Annotated in this window: 14 protein-coding genes and 1 other annotated feature; of the genes, 11 read left to right on the top strand and 3 right to left on the bottom strand. The window is 37.7% G+C overall.

Annotation, left to right across the window (positions count from 1 at the left end; translation table 11 throughout):
• Window positions 1-115: 115 nt before the first annotated feature.
• Complete coding sequence (locus HRK21_RS13720) at window positions 116-661, top strand: peroxiredoxin (RefSeq protein WP_003723569.1); 546 nt, start codon at window positions 116-118, stop codon at window positions 659-661.
• A gap of 41 nt (window positions 662-702) precedes the next feature.
• Here HRK21_RS13720 and HRK21_RS13715 read toward each other — a convergent pair whose 3' ends face one another.
• A complete protein-coding gene (locus tag HRK21_RS13715) occupies window positions 703-1815 on the bottom strand; it encodes a M29 family aminopeptidase T (protein WP_069888726.1) in 1113 nt (370 codons plus the stop codon).
• Between the two features lie 255 nt (window positions 1816-2070).
• Here HRK21_RS13715 and HRK21_RS13710 point away from each other — a divergent pair, with 255 nt between their 5' ends.
• The 5 genes from HRK21_RS13710 (at window position 2071) to tyrS (ending at window position 7202) form a co-directional block, all read left to right on the top strand.
• On the top strand, window positions 2071-2526 hold the full coding sequence (locus HRK21_RS13710) for a DUF948 domain-containing protein (protein ID WP_069888727.1): 456 nt from the start codon (window positions 2071-2073) through the stop codon (window positions 2524-2526).
• A gap of 21 nt (window positions 2527-2547) precedes the next feature.
• Window positions 2548-3072, top strand: a complete 525-nt coding sequence (locus HRK21_RS13705) for a YtxH domain-containing protein (RefSeq protein ID WP_069888728.1) — start codon at window positions 2548-2550, stop codon at window positions 3070-3072.
• Between the two features lie 220 nt (window positions 3073-3292).
• A complete protein-coding gene (locus tag HRK21_RS13700; RefSeq protein ID WP_003739057.1) occupies window positions 3293-4378 on the top strand; it encodes a bifunctional 3-deoxy-7-phosphoheptulonate synthase/chorismate mutase in 1086 nt (361 codons plus the stop codon).
• A gap of 234 nt (window positions 4379-4612) precedes the next feature.
• A complete protein-coding gene (gene ccpA / locus HRK21_RS13695; RefSeq protein ID WP_003736740.1) occupies window positions 4613-5620 on the top strand; it encodes a catabolite control protein A in 1008 nt (335 codons plus the stop codon).
• A gap of 53 nt (window positions 5621-5673) precedes the next feature.
• Window positions 5674-5882, top strand: a binding site (T-box leader).
• A gap of 60 nt (window positions 5883-5942) precedes the next feature.
• A complete protein-coding gene (tyrS, locus tag HRK21_RS13690; RefSeq protein WP_070006722.1) occupies window positions 5943-7202 on the top strand; it encodes a tyrosine--tRNA ligase in 1260 nt (419 codons plus the stop codon).
• Between the two features lie 99 nt (window positions 7203-7301).
• On the opposite strand, the gene rpsD is transcribed toward tyrS, so the two are convergent.
• Together rpsD and msrC are read right to left on the bottom strand one after the other, a co-directional pair.
• Entirely contained in the window at window positions 7302-7904 is a 603-nt protein-coding gene (rpsD, locus tag HRK21_RS13685) for a 30S ribosomal protein S4 (RefSeq protein WP_003723325.1), read from the bottom strand.
• Window positions 7905-8115: 211 nt separating this feature from the next.
• Window positions 8116-8604 (bottom strand): free L-methionine (R)-S-oxide reductase MsrC, encoded by a 489-nt coding sequence (gene msrC, locus HRK21_RS13680; protein WP_070006721.1) that lies wholly within the window; start codon window positions 8602-8604, stop codon window positions 8116-8118.
• Between the two features lie 293 nt (window positions 8605-8897).
• Between msrC and ezrA the strand changes: the two genes are divergently transcribed.
• From ezrA to argJ, 5 genes are all read left to right on the top strand, one after another.
• Window positions 8898-10613 (top strand): septation ring formation regulator EzrA, encoded by a 1716-nt coding sequence (gene ezrA, locus HRK21_RS13675; protein ID WP_070006720.1) that lies wholly within the window; start codon window positions 8898-8900, stop codon window positions 10611-10613.
• Between the two features lie 123 nt (window positions 10614-10736).
• Entirely contained in the window at window positions 10737-11876 is a 1140-nt protein-coding gene (locus tag HRK21_RS13670; RefSeq protein ID WP_069888730.1) for a cysteine desulfurase family protein, read from the top strand.
• Complete coding sequence (gene thiI, locus HRK21_RS13665; RefSeq protein WP_069888731.1) at window positions 11877-13088, top strand: tRNA uracil 4-sulfurtransferase ThiI; 1212 nt, start codon at window positions 11877-11879, stop codon at window positions 13086-13088. It begins immediately after the preceding gene.
• 173 nt (window positions 13089-13261) lie between these two features.
• Window positions 13262-14293, top strand: a complete 1032-nt coding sequence (argC, locus tag HRK21_RS13660) for an N-acetyl-gamma-glutamyl-phosphate reductase (protein WP_069888732.1) — start codon at window positions 13262-13264, stop codon at window positions 14291-14293.
• Window positions 14294-14307: 14 nt separating this feature from the next.
• Entirely contained in the window at window positions 14308-15504 is a 1197-nt protein-coding gene (gene argJ / locus HRK21_RS13655) for a bifunctional glutamate N-acetyltransferase/amino-acid acetyltransferase ArgJ (protein WP_069888733.1), read from the top strand.
• Window positions 15505-15513: the final 9 nt, after the last annotated feature.

The following is a 15513-nucleotide window of genomic DNA, read 5'->3' as shown; positions in this document are numbered from 1 at the left end:
TATGCTTTTTTCTTATTTATAATTAGTATAAATAAAGCTTTACAGTAGTTCTTCGGTGTATTAAAATATATCATGTGATACAAAATACAACTACATAATTAATGGAGGGATAAAAGTGGCAGAACGTTTAGTAGGCACACAAGCTCCAAGATTTGAAATGGAAGCTGTTATGCCAAATCAGACTTTTGGGAAAGTAAGTCTAGAAAAAAATATAGAAGACGATAAATGGACGATTCTCTTTTTCTATCCAATGGACTTTACATTTGTTTGTCCGACAGAAATTGTTGCTATTTCCGCTCGGTCAGATGAATTTGATGCATTAAATGCACGCATAATTGGCGCTTCTACAGATACGATTCATTCGCATCTTGCATGGACGAATACACCAATTAAAGAAGGTGGAATTGGTAAATTAAACTACCCACTTGCTGCGGATACGAATCATCAAGTAGCTAGCGATTACGGAGTATTGATTGAGGAAGAAGGCGTTGCGTTACGTGGTCTTTTCATTATCAATCCAAAAGGTGAAATCCAGTACGAAGTGGTACACCATAATAATATCGGCCGTGAAGTGGATGAAGTTTTAAGAGTTCTACAAGCGCTTCAAACAGGCGGACTGTGCCCAATTAACTGGCAACCCGGTGAAAAAACAATTGTTTAAACTAAAAAAGACGCTTAGGAATAAATCCTAAGCGTCTTTTTTTATTTTAAGTTTTCTGGATTAAGTGCTTCTAATTCTGGAAGAACAAAAATACCATCTTTACGAATAAGAACATCATCAAAGTAAATTTCGCCGCCGCCGTAATCGGCACGTTGAATGTTAACTAGATCCCAGTGAATGGCAGATTGGTTGCCATTAAATGCTTCATCATAACATTGACCAGGCGTAAAGTGGAAACTACCTTCAATTTTTTCGTCAAAAAGAATATCTTGCATTGGTTCGTGGATGAATGGGTTGACCCCAATAGCGAATTCACCAACGAAGCGCGCGCCTTCATCTGTATCTAAGACTTTGTTAATGCGAGCTGTATCATTTGCAGTTGCTTCGATAATTTTTCCATCTTTAAACGTGAAAGAGACATTTTCAAACGTAAAACCTTGGTAAGGAGATGGTGTGTTGTAAGTAAGTGTTCCATTGATAGAATCACGAACGGGCGCAGTAAATACTTCACCATCTGGGATATTCATTTCGCCAGCACATTTAATTGCTGGAATATCTTTAATACTAAAGGTTAAATCTGTTCCTGGTCCTACTAAGTGTACTTTATCTGTTTTATTCATTAGTTCGACTAAGCCATCCATTGCGTCACTCATTTTTCCGTAATCTAAGTTACACACATCAAAGTAGAAATCTTCAAAACCAGCAGTGCTCATTTTGGCAAGTTGCGCCATGGAGGAACTTGGATAGCGAAGTACAACCCATTTCGTTTGTTTTACACGAATATCAGAATGCATTTTGCCAACTGTTTCTCCGTTGATTTTCAATTTATCTGCTGGCACATCGGAAGTCTCATTGATATTATCGCCAGCACGTAAACCTATGTAAGCATCCATTTCTTTCATTACGTTGCCTTCGAATTCAGCAATTTTTGCATATTGGGAACTATCCGCTCCGAGCATCATTGCGCGGTCAATTTGTGGTTCTTTTAAGGAAACGAACGGAAAGCCACCAGCTTTGTATGCTTCTTCCACTAAAGCCATCACTAATTCTTTTTGAACACCGAAGTTTTCAATTAAAACTTTTTCCCCAGCGCCAAGTTTGACGGAATAATTTATCAAATTATGTGCTAATTTTTCGATTCTTGCATCTCTCATATTATAACCTCCCTAAATTTTAACTTAAATTAGGCAAAAAGCAGCCTGTATCTATTTTACTCCAAATTACGCCAAAAGCAACCTTCTGCAACAAATTAACCGGTTTCTTTCTTATTAGTTTATTTTTCGGCAGTTACTTGCTAAAATGAAGCTAATACCTTTTCTTTTTTGTATTTTGTACATAGATCATTAGAGAAGAAAGTTTTAGAGGGGAATACTCAGGGTATAGAAAAAGGAATATGGAGGTGTGGATAGATGATAGTAATCTTGTATATTGCAGCACTTATTGCCGCAATTGCGCTTTTAGTTATTGCCATCTACTTGGGAAAAACATTAAAATCAACTTCCCAAACAATGGATGAGGTAGCTGAATCATTAGAAAAAATAACAATAGAAGTACAAGGGATTACAGGACAATCACAAAAATTGCTTGATAAGACCAATACACTTCTAGAAGATGTAAATGGCAAAGTTGCGAAAGTGGATCCAGTTTTTGATGCAGTTGGTGACATTGGGACTTCTTTACTAGGATTAAGTCAATCTGTTCGCGAATTAGCAACACTCGCAACAAACAAAGTAGAACAAAACGAAGCGAAAATTTCTCAAGCTGTCTCAATTAGCAATTCAATTCTTTCTTTTAGAGAAAAAATGAAAGCAAATAAAGCAGCGAAAGAAGCCGCAAAAGAAGCAGCAGAACAATCTAATTTCTAATATAATTTGGAGGGATTTATCATGGCAGAAAAAGATGGTATTAATACAAAAGATTTTCTAATCGGTGGTTTAATTGGTGCAATCGTTGGTTCAGCCGCAGCACTTCTATTCGCACCTAAATCAGGTAAAGAACTACGTGAGGACTTAAATACACAAGTCGATACAATTAAAGAAAAAGGCAACCAATGGAAAGATGTTGCTTATGAAAAAGGTATCGAAATTAGTGGTGTAGCCAAAGGAACAAAAGATAAATTAGTTGATTCTGCTGGTGGATTTGTAGATGTAGTGAAAGACAAATCTGGTAAATTAGCAGATACTGTTTCTAAACAAAGCAAAGCAGTCAAAGAAGTGGTTTCACAAAATAAAGAAGAAAACCAAGAAGCTGCTAAAAAAGCGGCAGATGCTGTAAAAAGTGAAGCAAAAGACGCTGCTGGCGATGTAGAAAAAGCAGCAGATAAAGCAAGAAAAGAAGCAAAAAAAGCAGTAGATGAAGGCAAAGACGAAGCGAAAAAAATTGCTTCTGATGCTAAAAATGAAGTAAAATAAAGTAAGTTCAAAAAACAGCCTCACGAGGCTGTTTTTTTTATTGGGGAAAAATAGATTATCTGCTTGTAATTTGTTTTAAAACATGTTAACATTAGTTTTACATTATTCACTTTAATGCTTAAAAGCGATTAAGTATAAAAGCGGATTCGTGACAAATTGTCTGTTTTCCTCTATAATGAGAAATATTCTTGGAGCAGATTTTTAGAAGGGTGGAAGTTAAATGGTTAATGCAAATTTAGAGGAACTTAGAACACAGGTGGATCAATTAAATATTGATTTGCTAGAATTAATTAGCAAACGCGCTAATTTAGTACAAGAAATTGGTAAAATCAAAGGAACTCAAGGTTCTCTTCGTTTTGATCCATTACGTGAAAGAGAAATGCTTAACACAATTCTTGCAGCAAATGAAGGACCTTTTGAAGATAGCACGGTTCAAAAATTATTTAAAGAAATTTTTAAAGCAGGGTTAGAACTTCAAGAGGATGATCATTCCAAAGCGTTACTCGTTTCTAGAAAAAACAAAAAAGAAGATACTATTGTTACAGTAAAAGGATTGCCAATCGGGAATGGCGAACCGGTATTTGTCTTCGGACCATGTTCCGTGGAATCTTATGAACAAGTTGCTGCGGTTGCTGAGTCCATTAAAGCAAAAGGCTTAAAACTTATTCGTGGTGGTGCATTTAAACCTCGTACAAGCCCATATGACTTCCAAGGATTAGGTTTAGAAGGACTGAAAATTTTAAAACGTGTATCAGATGAATATGGTTTAGGGGTTATTAGTGAAATCGTTACACCGGCTGATATTGAAGTTGCTCTTGATTATGTCGATGTTATTCAAATTGGCGCAAGAAACATGCAAAATTTCGAATTACTAAAAGCAGCTGGTCGTGTAGACAAACCAATCTTATTAAAACGTGGACTATCTGCTACCATTGAAGAATTTATTGGTGCTGCTGAATATATTATGTCACAAGGAAATGGCAAAATTATTTTATGTGAACGCGGTATTCGCACATATGAAAAAGCTACAAGAAATACACTTGATATTTCTGCTGTACCAATTTTGAAAAAAGAGACGCATTTACCTGTTATGGTGGACGTAACACATTCTACTGGTCGAAAAGATTTATTGCTTCCATGTGCAAAAGCAGCCCTAGCTATCGAAGCGGACGGTGTCATGGCGGAAGTTCATCCAGATCCAGCAGTTGCATTATCAGATTCTGCACAACAAATGGATATTCCTGAATTTGAAGAATTCTGGAATGCGATTTTAGCAAGTAATTTAGTACCACATAAAATAAAGTAACAGCGAAAAACCTTGGGATTCCAAGGTTTTTTGTTTTGTCATGAAAAAACAATGTTCTATCGGCATTTTCTTACGAAGAACTATGCCGTTTTGATATGAAAATAAATGAAAATAAAGAGTAAAAACAATTGCATATCGAAAAAAGTTATCGTATTATTAAAGGAAGGCTAGTTTGTTTACGTTTACAATGGTAGGTAGAGCCATTAAAATAATGAATATGGAGAGTGAATAGAGATGAATGTAACGATTTATGATGTTGCGCGGGAAGCAAACGTTTCTATGGCAACGGTATCTCGGGTAGTGAACGGCAACCCGAATGTTAAACCAGTAACAAGAAAAAAAGTATTAGATGTAATTAATCAATTAGGTTATCGTCCTAACGCTGTTGCTAGAGGTCTAGCGAGCAAACGTACAACTACAGTTGGCGTGATTATTCCAGATATATCTAACGTATTTTATGCAGAACTTGCACGTGGGATTGAAGATATTGCGACAATGTATAAATATAACATTATCCTTAGTAATTCAGATGAAAATGAGGATAAAGAACTTCAAGTGTTAAATACGCTTCTTGGTAAACAAGTAGATGGTATTATTTATATGGGTGAACGTATTTCGGAACAATTACAAGAAGAATTTGATCGTTCTCCAGCGCCAGTAGTGTTAGCTGGAGCTGTGGATATGGAGAACAAATTCGCTTCTGTTAACATTGATTACAAACAAGCGACTAAAGAAGCAGTGAAACGTTTTGTAGATAATGGTCATAAACAAATCGCGTTTGTAAGTGGTTCTCTAAACGAGCCAGTCAATCGCGAAATGAAATTAGCTGGTTACAAAGAAGCGTTAGAAGAAGCGGGAATTGCTTATCAAGAAGATTACATTATCGAAGCGAAATATAACTATAATGCAGGTGTGAAAGTTTGGGAAGAATTAAGTGCTCTAGCTAAAAAACCTAATGCAGTTGTAGTTGCAGATGATGAACTAGCTATTGGTATTTTGAATGCGGCGCTTGATGCTGGAATCAAAGTTCCAGAAGACTTAGAAGTGATGACAAGTAATAATACAAAACTAACTTTAATGTCGCGTCCACAACTTTCGACTATCGTACAACCTTTATACGATATCGGTGCGGTTGCTATGCGTCTATTAACAAAATTAATGACCAATGAAGAAGTAGATGAAAAAACAGTTATTTTACCACATAGTGAAAAACTACGTGGAACGACTAAAGAAAAAAAATAAGTTGACAGCATTTTTGACGATATGTTATAAATGTATGTATACTTTTCATAACGAAAATGACTATGAACGGACGAAGTAGTTGCTTGTTCTTATTCCTAGAGAGCTAGTGGTTGGTGGAAACTAGTAGAGATGAGTAGACGAATTACATCCCGGAGTCACGTTGCGCAGGATAATGGCGCGGCCGGTGTTGAGCCGTTATTTTTTGAAGTAGGATTTATTCCTAAAAGTAGGGTGGTACCACGTTAATTAACACGTCCCTTCGCTAGATTTTTTAGCGGAGGGACGTTTTTTATGTCCAAAAATAAAAGGAGAATGATGGGAAATGAATATTATTGATGAATTAGAATGGCGCGGAGCTATTTACCAACAAACGGATGAAGAAGGTTTACGTAAATGGGTGGACGAAAAGCAAATTTCTTTATACTGCGGGATTGATCCATCAGGAGATTCGATGCACATTGGCCACTTAATTCCATTTATGATTTTACGCCGTTTCCAAAATGCTGGGCACCGTCCGATTATTTTAGTGGGTGGAGCGACAGGAACTATTGGTGACCCAAGTGGTAAAAAGGAAGAGCGTAAGTTACAATCAATGGAACAAATTAGCAAAAATGTGGAAAGTTTGCGCGTGCAACTTGGAAAGATTTTTGATTTTGAAGGGGATTCTGCGGCGAGCATGGTGAACAACTATGATTGGACAAAAGATGTGAGTATCCTTGATTTCTTACGTGATTACGGAAAAGAATTCAATGTGAACACGATGCTTTCGAAAGATATTGTCGCTAGCCGTTTGGAAGTGGGGATTTCATTTACAGAATTTGCTTACCAAATTTTACAAGCAATGGACTTTAATCACTTATATGAATTTAATGATTGCCGTCTGCAAATTGGTGGTAGTGACCAGTGGGGGAATATTACTGCTGGACTGGACTTGATTCGTAAAAAACAAGGCGAAAATGCTAAAGCTTTCGGTCTAACAATTCCTCTTTTAACAAAAGCTGATGGAACAAAATTTGGGAAATCAGAAGGTGGCGCGATTTGGTTAAATCCAGAGAAAACAACGCCATACGAGTTTTACCAATTCTGGATTAATACGGATGATCGTGATGTTGTAAAATACTTGAAATACTTTACATTCTTAACGGAAGCTGAAATTGATGAACTAGCGAAACAAGTAGAAACAGAACCGCATTTACGAGCTGCGCAAAAAACATTAGCGGCAGAAATGACCAAATTTGTGCATAGTGAAGAAGCTTTAGAACAAGCTTTGAAAATTTCAAAAGCACTATTTAGTGGCGATGTAAAAGCACTTACGGCGGATGAAATTGAACAAGGATTCAAAGACGTTCCGACATCTGTTGCAGAAGATACGGAAGCAAACTTAGTCGATTGGTTAGTAACGCTTGGTATCGAACCTTCTAAACGTCAAGCACGTGAAGATGTAGGGAACGGGGCTATTTATATTAACGGTGAACGTCAGCAAGATTTGGAAAAAATTATGGATGCAAGTGACCGAATTGAAAATAAATTTACGATTGTAAGACGTGGCAAGAAAAAATACTTCTTAGTTTCTTATAAGTAAGAGGGAAGGCACTCGTTTTTGAAGACGAGTGTTTTTTTGTGCATAAAAAAACCTTACAACCATAACCAAAGTTATGCATTGTAAGGTTTTTAGTTCTAATTAACGGCTGTAGAATTCTACGATAAATGCTTCGTTGATTTCAGCAGCAAGTTCAGAACGTTCTGGTAGACGGTTAAGAGAACCAGTTAGTTTTTCTGCATCGAAAGTTACGTATTCAGGCACGAAGCTTGAAACTTCTAAGCTTTCAGCGATTGCAGAGTTTTTAGCAGATTTTTCACGAACAGAAATCACTTGACCAACAGATACTTGGTAAGAAGGGATATCTACGCGTTTGCCATCTACAGTGATGTGGCCATGGTTTACTAGTTGACGAGCTGCACGACGAGTGCGAGCAAGACCAAGACGATAAACGATGTTATCAAGGCGTTGTTCTAGTAAGATCATGAAGTTCTCACCATGTTTACCTTGTAATTTACCAGCTTTGTTGAACGTGTTTTTGAATTGACGTTCAGTTAATCCATACATATGACGCAATTTTTGCTTTTCAGCTTGTTGCAAACCATATTCTGAGATTTTTTTACGTTGAGTTGGGCCGTGTTGACCTGGAGCATACGGACGACGCTCTAATTCTTTACCTGTTCCAGAAAGTGAAATTCCTAAACGACGGGAAACTTTCCAGCTTGGACCTGTATAACGAGCCATAAGAGACTCCTCCTTTTATTTGTTTTTGGTATAAAACAAACGTGACGTAAAACCAAATCAGGGCAGTTTACCTTCATATACCATCACCATAGCAGCCGCCGGTTACGCGATATACCACAGAATTACATCTGGGGGTAAACAACACACTCATTCATTTTACTCAAGCTGCATTTTACACATCTTCCAGTATAGTATAGTTACTAGTAGCTTGTCAATTGATTTCTTGAACGATTGCATCACGGATTCGTTCAAGCCACAACTGGTCCATTTCATCAAAACGATTAAAAAGGGGACTATCAATATCAAGCACGCCAAGTAATTGATGATTTTTTACAATTGGCAGAACGATTTCGGAGTTAGAGGCCGCGTCACATGCGATATGACCAGGGAAATCGTGCACATTTTCTACTATATATGTTTTTTGATCAGCGGCGGCAGAACCGCACACACCTTTGCCAAGTGGAATGCGAATACACGCAGGTAGACCTTGGAAGGGGCCAAGTACTAATTGATTTGTTTCTTTTTCAAGCAAATAAAATCCAACCCAATTGATATCAGAAAGCGCTTGGTTTAATATAGACGAAACATTGCTTAAGTTTGCAATTAAATTTGGCTCGCCGTGAATCATTGCTTGCACTTGTTTTAACGCAAGGCTGTAATTTTCTTCTTTTGTTCCAGTCATTTTTTGAATTTCAATCATTTTTTTATCCCCACATTTCTTTTCAAATATTGTCTTTAGTATAGCATGAACGTTAAGGGATTTCGGGAAATTTGTTTCGTAATAGGAGAGGTTTCACTTGTTCCAAAATTTTTTTCGCTAAACGCAAGTAATTCTAGAGAAATCGTGGTAAAATAAAAGATGTGTATAATGAACTGAAAATGAGGAATAAAATATACTACATATGGAAAGATGTACATAATTGAAAAGATGTATGAGCAGCTCGAGTGTGGCTGTTTTTCTTTCACAAGTTAACGTTGATGGGAGGATTTTGGATGTACTACATGTTAATCGGCTTTATTATCGTAGTTATTGCAGTCATTGGTGCAGGCTACATATTAAAAAGAAAACATTACCAAAGAATAAACGAGTTAGAAGAGAAAAAAATTAAACTCAGAGAGCGGCCGGTTATTGATGAACTTTCAAAAGTGAAAAAATTAAAACTAACAGGTCAAACAGAAGCGCTCTTTGAATCATGGCGTTCCTCATGGGATGAAATTGAAACAAGGTTATTTCCTGATTTAGAAGAAGTATTATTAGAAGCAGAGATGAACACGGACCGTTACAAATTCCGTTCTGCTACAAATGCTGAAAATGATATTGAGCAAATGCTCGTTGTAATTGAAAAGCAAATGGATCAAATTCTTGGCGGCCTCAAAGAACTGCTTATTAGTGAAGAAAAAAATGCGAAAGAAAGCCGTGCCACGAAAGAAAAATTTGCGGAGCTACGCCGGGAAGTTTTAACAAGAGGATTTAAGCTTGGAGAAACGTTACCTTATGTAGAAGCAAAACTAAATGAACTGTCAGAAAGCTTAAATAGCTATGATTCATTAACGGACCAAGGTGATCATTTAGAAGCACGCGAAATCGTTATAGTAGTTCAAAAAGAAATGCAAGTCATTGAAGCACAAATGGAACGAATTCCGTCCTTATTGCACGAAACAGATACCATTTTGCCAGAAGAAATGAATAAACTTCGTGCTGGTTATGAAGAAATGGTCCGAAAAGGTTATTATTTAGCTCAAATGGAGTTAGATAAAGAGATTTCTCGCATGAAAAATCAAATTGATAAAATGAAAAAAAATATAATTAATCTTGATTTAGATGAAGCGGAACAAGGAGTAGAAGAATTACATAATGAAATCGATTTGTTTTACGATACGCTTGAACACGAAGCAGAAGCACGTCATTTTGTGAAAGAAAATCATAGTCCAACTTCAGACAAATTACAACGCCAAAATGCCGTTTCAGATGCGCTTGCTGAGCAAATTACAGAAGTAAAACAAACGTATCATGTTGCAGAAGATGATTTGGCAGTTTATTTAAAAACGAGCGCTAAATTAAGTGAAGCCAAAGAAAACTTTGAACAGTTAACTACTTTAATTGCTAGTGGAGAGATTGCTTACTCTGCCGCTCAAGATACACTGAAAGAAATTGATGCAGCACTTATTACCATTAGTGCTGAACAGGATAAATTTGCTGAAGAATTACGTTCCTTGCGTAAAGACGAACTAGAAGCGCGTGATGATGCAGAACGTATGCGCCGAGCAATTATTACACTGGATCGCAAAATGGAACGAGAGCGTTTGCCAGGTCTTCCAGAAGAGTATTTGTCGCTTCGAGAGCATATGGGGGAATCCATCGATACGCTTGAGAAACGTTTAGAAGAAAAACCGCTAAACATGAAGGCAGTGAGCCAAGATTGGCGCATTGCAGAAGAAGATTTAATCCATTTAACTGAAAAAGCGGAAGAAATGATGGAAAATGTTCGCCTCGTGGAACATGTTATCCAATATGCGAATCGTTATCGTTTGCGCAATAAAGAACTCGCAGATGAACTCGTGCAAGCTGAGAACCATTTCTATTATGACTATCAGTATAAAAAAGCCTTAGAAATTGCTGTAACTGCACTAGAAAAAGTGGAAACAGGCGCATTTAAAAAAGTCGAGAAAGCCTACGCCTCTAAAGTAAGCGTCGATGACATTGAATAAAAACGTAAAAACAGGGTCCCTATTATAATAGGAATCCTGTTTTTTTATGAAAATAGTAGTTGGAAAGTGTTGGAATTATGATAAAATGGAGAGTGGAATATTGGGGAGGAGAATATCGGTTTTATGATTTATTTCGATAATAGTGCGACAACCAAGCCAAATGCGGCCGTACTTGAAACATATACAAAGGTAGCAAGTAATTATTTTGCTAATCCTTCTTCGCTTCACCGTTTTGGCGCTAAATCAAAAGAGCTGCTTGATACATCAAGAAAACAAATTGCTACGATGGTAGGGGCTTTGCCAGAAGAAATTATTTTCACATCCGGTGGGACAGAAGGGAATAATTTAGCGATTAAAGGGCTAGTGTATAATTACCAAAATCGTGGGAAACATATTATTACCTCTAGCATTGAGCATCCTTCTGTTCGTATGGTAATGGAAGAACTTGAGCAGGAAGGTTTTACTGTCACCTACTTACCAGTAGATAAAAACGGCGTCATCAAGATGGAAGCATTGAAAGATGCACTCACAGATGAAACGATATTAGTGTCTATTATGGGTGTGAACAATGAGGTGGGAAGCATCCAACCACTGCACGAAATTGGCGAAATGTTAAGCTTACGTGAACATACTTTCTTTCATGTGGATTTCGTTCAAGGTATCGGAAAAATACCACTTGCACTAAATGAGAATGCTATTGATTTACTCACTTTTTCAGGGCATAAATTTCATGCTCTACGTGGATCCGGAATACTTTTTAAACGAAAAAATGTGCATTTACATTCAGAAATTCTTGGCGGTGGGCAGGAAATGGGCTACCGCAGTGGAACAGAAAATTTAGCTGGGAATGTTGCGCTTGCAAAAGCATTACGACTAACGCTCGAAAATGAGCCGCGAAAAGAAGCATTAATCGAGATTCGCGATTACTTATTAACGGAAATTGCGCAAATGCCTGATATGACAGTTCATACGAAGCAAAGTGTCGCGGCTCCACATATCGTTTGTTTTTCGGCAAAAGGGCATCGTGGGGAAATTTTGGTACATGCTTTAGAAAAAGAAGATATTTACATTTCCACAACTAGTGCGTGTTCTTCTAAGCAGAAGCTAGCAAGCAGCACATTAAAAGCGATGGGCGTGACGGACGAAGAAGCAACAGGTGCTGTACGCGTTAGTTTATCGTATGAAAATCGTTTATCCGAAGCGAAAATTTTTATTCAAAAACTGCAAGAAATCATTGAAAATCTAAATAAAGTGGTGAAATAATTGGAATTTGATCGTATGTTAATTAGATACGGAGAGTTATCTACAAAAGGAAAAAACAGAAAACAATTTGTGACAAAGTTGGCGCAAAACGTTAAACGTGCAATGACAGATTTGCCAGAAGTTCGCATTCACGGAGAACGTGACCGAATGTATATTATTTTAAATGGAGCAGATTATCAGCTCGCTGAAGAACGGCTGAAACCGATTTTCGGGATTCAATCATTTAGCCCGGCGGTCCGCGTCAATTTAGATTTAGAGGAAGTAAAAGCTGCTGCACTTGCCTTAGTACAAGATGCGCATGAGGAGAATGGAACATTTAAAGTCGCAGCAAGACGTAGCCACCGCGAGTTTCCACTTGATTCTAATGAAATAAATCAAGAAATCGGGGCCTATGTCCTGCAAAATATAGAAGATTTAACCGTCAATGTGAAAAATCCAGATGTGAAACTAACCATTGATGTGCGCAAAGAAGGCGTATTCTTATCATGCCGGACGATTCTTGGGGCAGCAGGTCTGCCTGTAGGTTCATCGGGTCGTGCAATGTTAATGCTTTCAGGTGGTATCGATAGCCCAGTTGCTGGTTATTTAGCCCAAAAACGTGGCGTAGAAATTGAAGCAGTTCATTTCCACAGCCCACCGTATACAAGTGAACAAGCGAAACAAAAAGCGATTGATTTGGCTGCAAAATTGGCTAAATACAGCGGACAGGTACAAATGCACATCGTTCCATTTACAGAAATTCAAGAAGTGATTAAACAACAAATTCCAGAGAGCGTGATTATGACCGTAACTCGTCGAATGATGCTCCGAATTACAGATGAGCTGCGCCGCAAGAGAAATGGTTTAGCTATTGTTAATGGCGAGAGTTTAGGGCAAGTTGCCAGCCAAACATTAGAAAGTATGCTAGCGATTAACGCCGTAACAGCGACACCAATCATTCGTCCAGTCGTATCCATGGATAAAAATGAAATTATTCAAATCGCACAAAAGATTGATACGTATAACTTATCCGTGCAACCTTTTGAAGATTGCTGTACCATTTTCACGCCACCATCTCCAAAAACAAAGCCAAAACTAGATAAAATCGAGCATTACGAAAGCTTCACAGATTTCGATGCATTAATTGCAAAAGCTTTAGATAACATCGAGACTATTTCTGTAAATGTAGCGGAAACTGCGCAAGTGAAAGATGAGTTTGCTGATTTATTTTAAGATTAACCGTTTATCCTAAAAAAGGATAAACGGTTTTTTGTATATTATATACATAATAAATAACTTAAAATGCATAAAATAGTTTTAAATATTAATAAAAAACCATTTGACATTATAAATATACATCATTATAATGAAAGGTATCATTTGGTAATTAACGGGGAGGGGTTAGGATGAAAGTTTCAATCATTGGCGCAACGGGGTACGGAGGGCTTGAGTTAATTCGCTTGCTTCATCAACACTCTTCGGTAGACATAGCGACGTTACATAGTTTTTCCACTCAAGCAGAAACGATAGCAACCTTTTATCCGCATTTAAAAGAGTTAGAAGCTAGCCCCTTAGAAAAAATAAATCCAACAGAAATCATCGAAAAAAGTGATACGGTTTTTATTGCGACGCCTTCTGGAATCGCCAAAGATATTGCAATGCCATATGTAGATGCGGGTTTGAATGTCATTGATCTATCTGGGGACTTTCGGTTAAGAGACAGGCAACTCTACGAAAAGTGGTACGGAAAAAGCGCGGCGCCAATCAAGTATATCACTAAGGCGGAATATGGTTTAGCAGAGTTCCGTGAAAAGAAAGAAACTACTTTCATTGCGAATCCTGGTTGTTATGCAACGGCAACCTTGCTAGGTCTCGCGCCACTTGCAATGAATAAATTAATTGATCCCGCATCCATTATTGTAGACGCTAAATCAGGTATTTCCGGCGCAGGAAAAGTACCCTCTGCAAGTACACATTTCACAGAAACCAATGAAAACATGACACTTTATAAAATGAATTCGCATCAACATATTCCAGAAATTATGCAACAATTAACTAAATGGGATGAAAGTATCCCAGCAATTCAATTTTCTACTTCATTAATTCCTATCACAAGAGGAATCTTCACAACCATCTACGTTAAACCCAAAAATCCTATCACCCAAAAAGAGTTACATACGCTTTACAAATCCACCTACGAGAATGCTCCATTTATCCGAATCCAAGCAGAAAATGTATATCCAACTGTCAAACAAGTGACAGCCTCGAATTACTGCGATATAGGTCTTGCTTATAACGAAAAAACGAATGTGATTACTATCGTTTCTGTGATTGATAATTTAGTCAAAGGGGCGGCTGGTCAGGCCATTCAAAATTTAAACATAATGGCGAATTTTGCTGAAAGTGACGGATTAAGGTTTATTCCGGTTTATCCGTGAAAGGGGAAAATAAAATGGAACTTATTAAAGGAAATATCGCCTCACCAAAGGGCTTTTATGCAGATGGAAAGCACGCTGGACTAAAGAAAAAACGAAAGGATATTGGTTGGATTTATTCAGAAGTTCCAGCAAATGCAGCCGCTGTTTATACGATGAATCAAATGCAAGCCGCACCAATTTTTGTAACGAAAGATTCTTTTCAAAGTAGTGCAAAGTTACAAGCAATTATTGTGAATAGCGGGAATGCGAATGCATGCACAGGGAATCAAGGGATGCTAGATGCACTTACGATGCGGGCTCAAACGGCAGAAAAGTTAGATATTCCACTTGATTACGTAGCCGTTGCTTCCACGGGGATTATTGGCGATATGCTACCGATGAACAAAATCAACGCGGGAATCGAGTTACTGGAAAAGCAAACCGGAAATGCGACCGATTTTGAAGAAGCCATTTTAACGACAGATACATTTCAAAAACAAATCAGTTTTCAAACAAAAATCGGTGGCAAAACAGTGACAATGTCTGGGGTGGCAAAAGGGTCAGGGATGATACATCCTAATATGGCAACAATGCTCGCTTTCATTACAACAGATGCTGCCATTCCAGCTGAAGTATTGCAAAAATTACTAAAAGTAAAAGTAGATAAAACTTTCAATCAAATAACGGTAGACGGCGATACTTCTACCAACGATATGGTAGTAGTCATGGCGAATGGCTGTGCAGAAAACCCGATGCTTCAGGAAGGGACAGCGGATTTTGCGAAATTTGCGGATATGTTTCAAGCGGTAACGGAGCATCTTGCTAAAAGCATCGCGCGAGACGGCGAGGGAGCGACAAAACTAATCGAAGTGCAAGTCAATGGCGCGACAAAAACAGAAGATGCACGAATGATTGCGAAAAAAATTGTCTCTTCTAGTCTCGTGAAAACGGCGGCTTTTGGTGGAGATGGGAACTGGGGACGTATTATTTGCGCGATTGGCTATTCAGGTGGCAGATTTGCACCAGATAATATTACGATTAAAATTGGTGAGATTGAAATTTTAAATCATAGTAGCCAAACCATTTTTAATCAACAAGCGTTAGATGCTTATTTAGAAGAAGAACATATCGTTATCGAAGTTGATCTTCATATCGGACTTGAATCAGGTACGGCTTGGGGTTGCGACTTGAGTTATGAATATGTCAAAATCAACGCTTGTTACCGGACATAAGGAGGTATA

This window comes from Listeria monocytogenes, assembly GCF_013282665.1.
GTDB lineage: Bacteria > Bacillota > Bacilli > Lactobacillales > Listeriaceae > Listeria > Listeria monocytogenes_C.
Note: the sequence above shows the minus strand (reverse complement) of the source record. Positions and strands in the feature narration are given on the sequence as shown.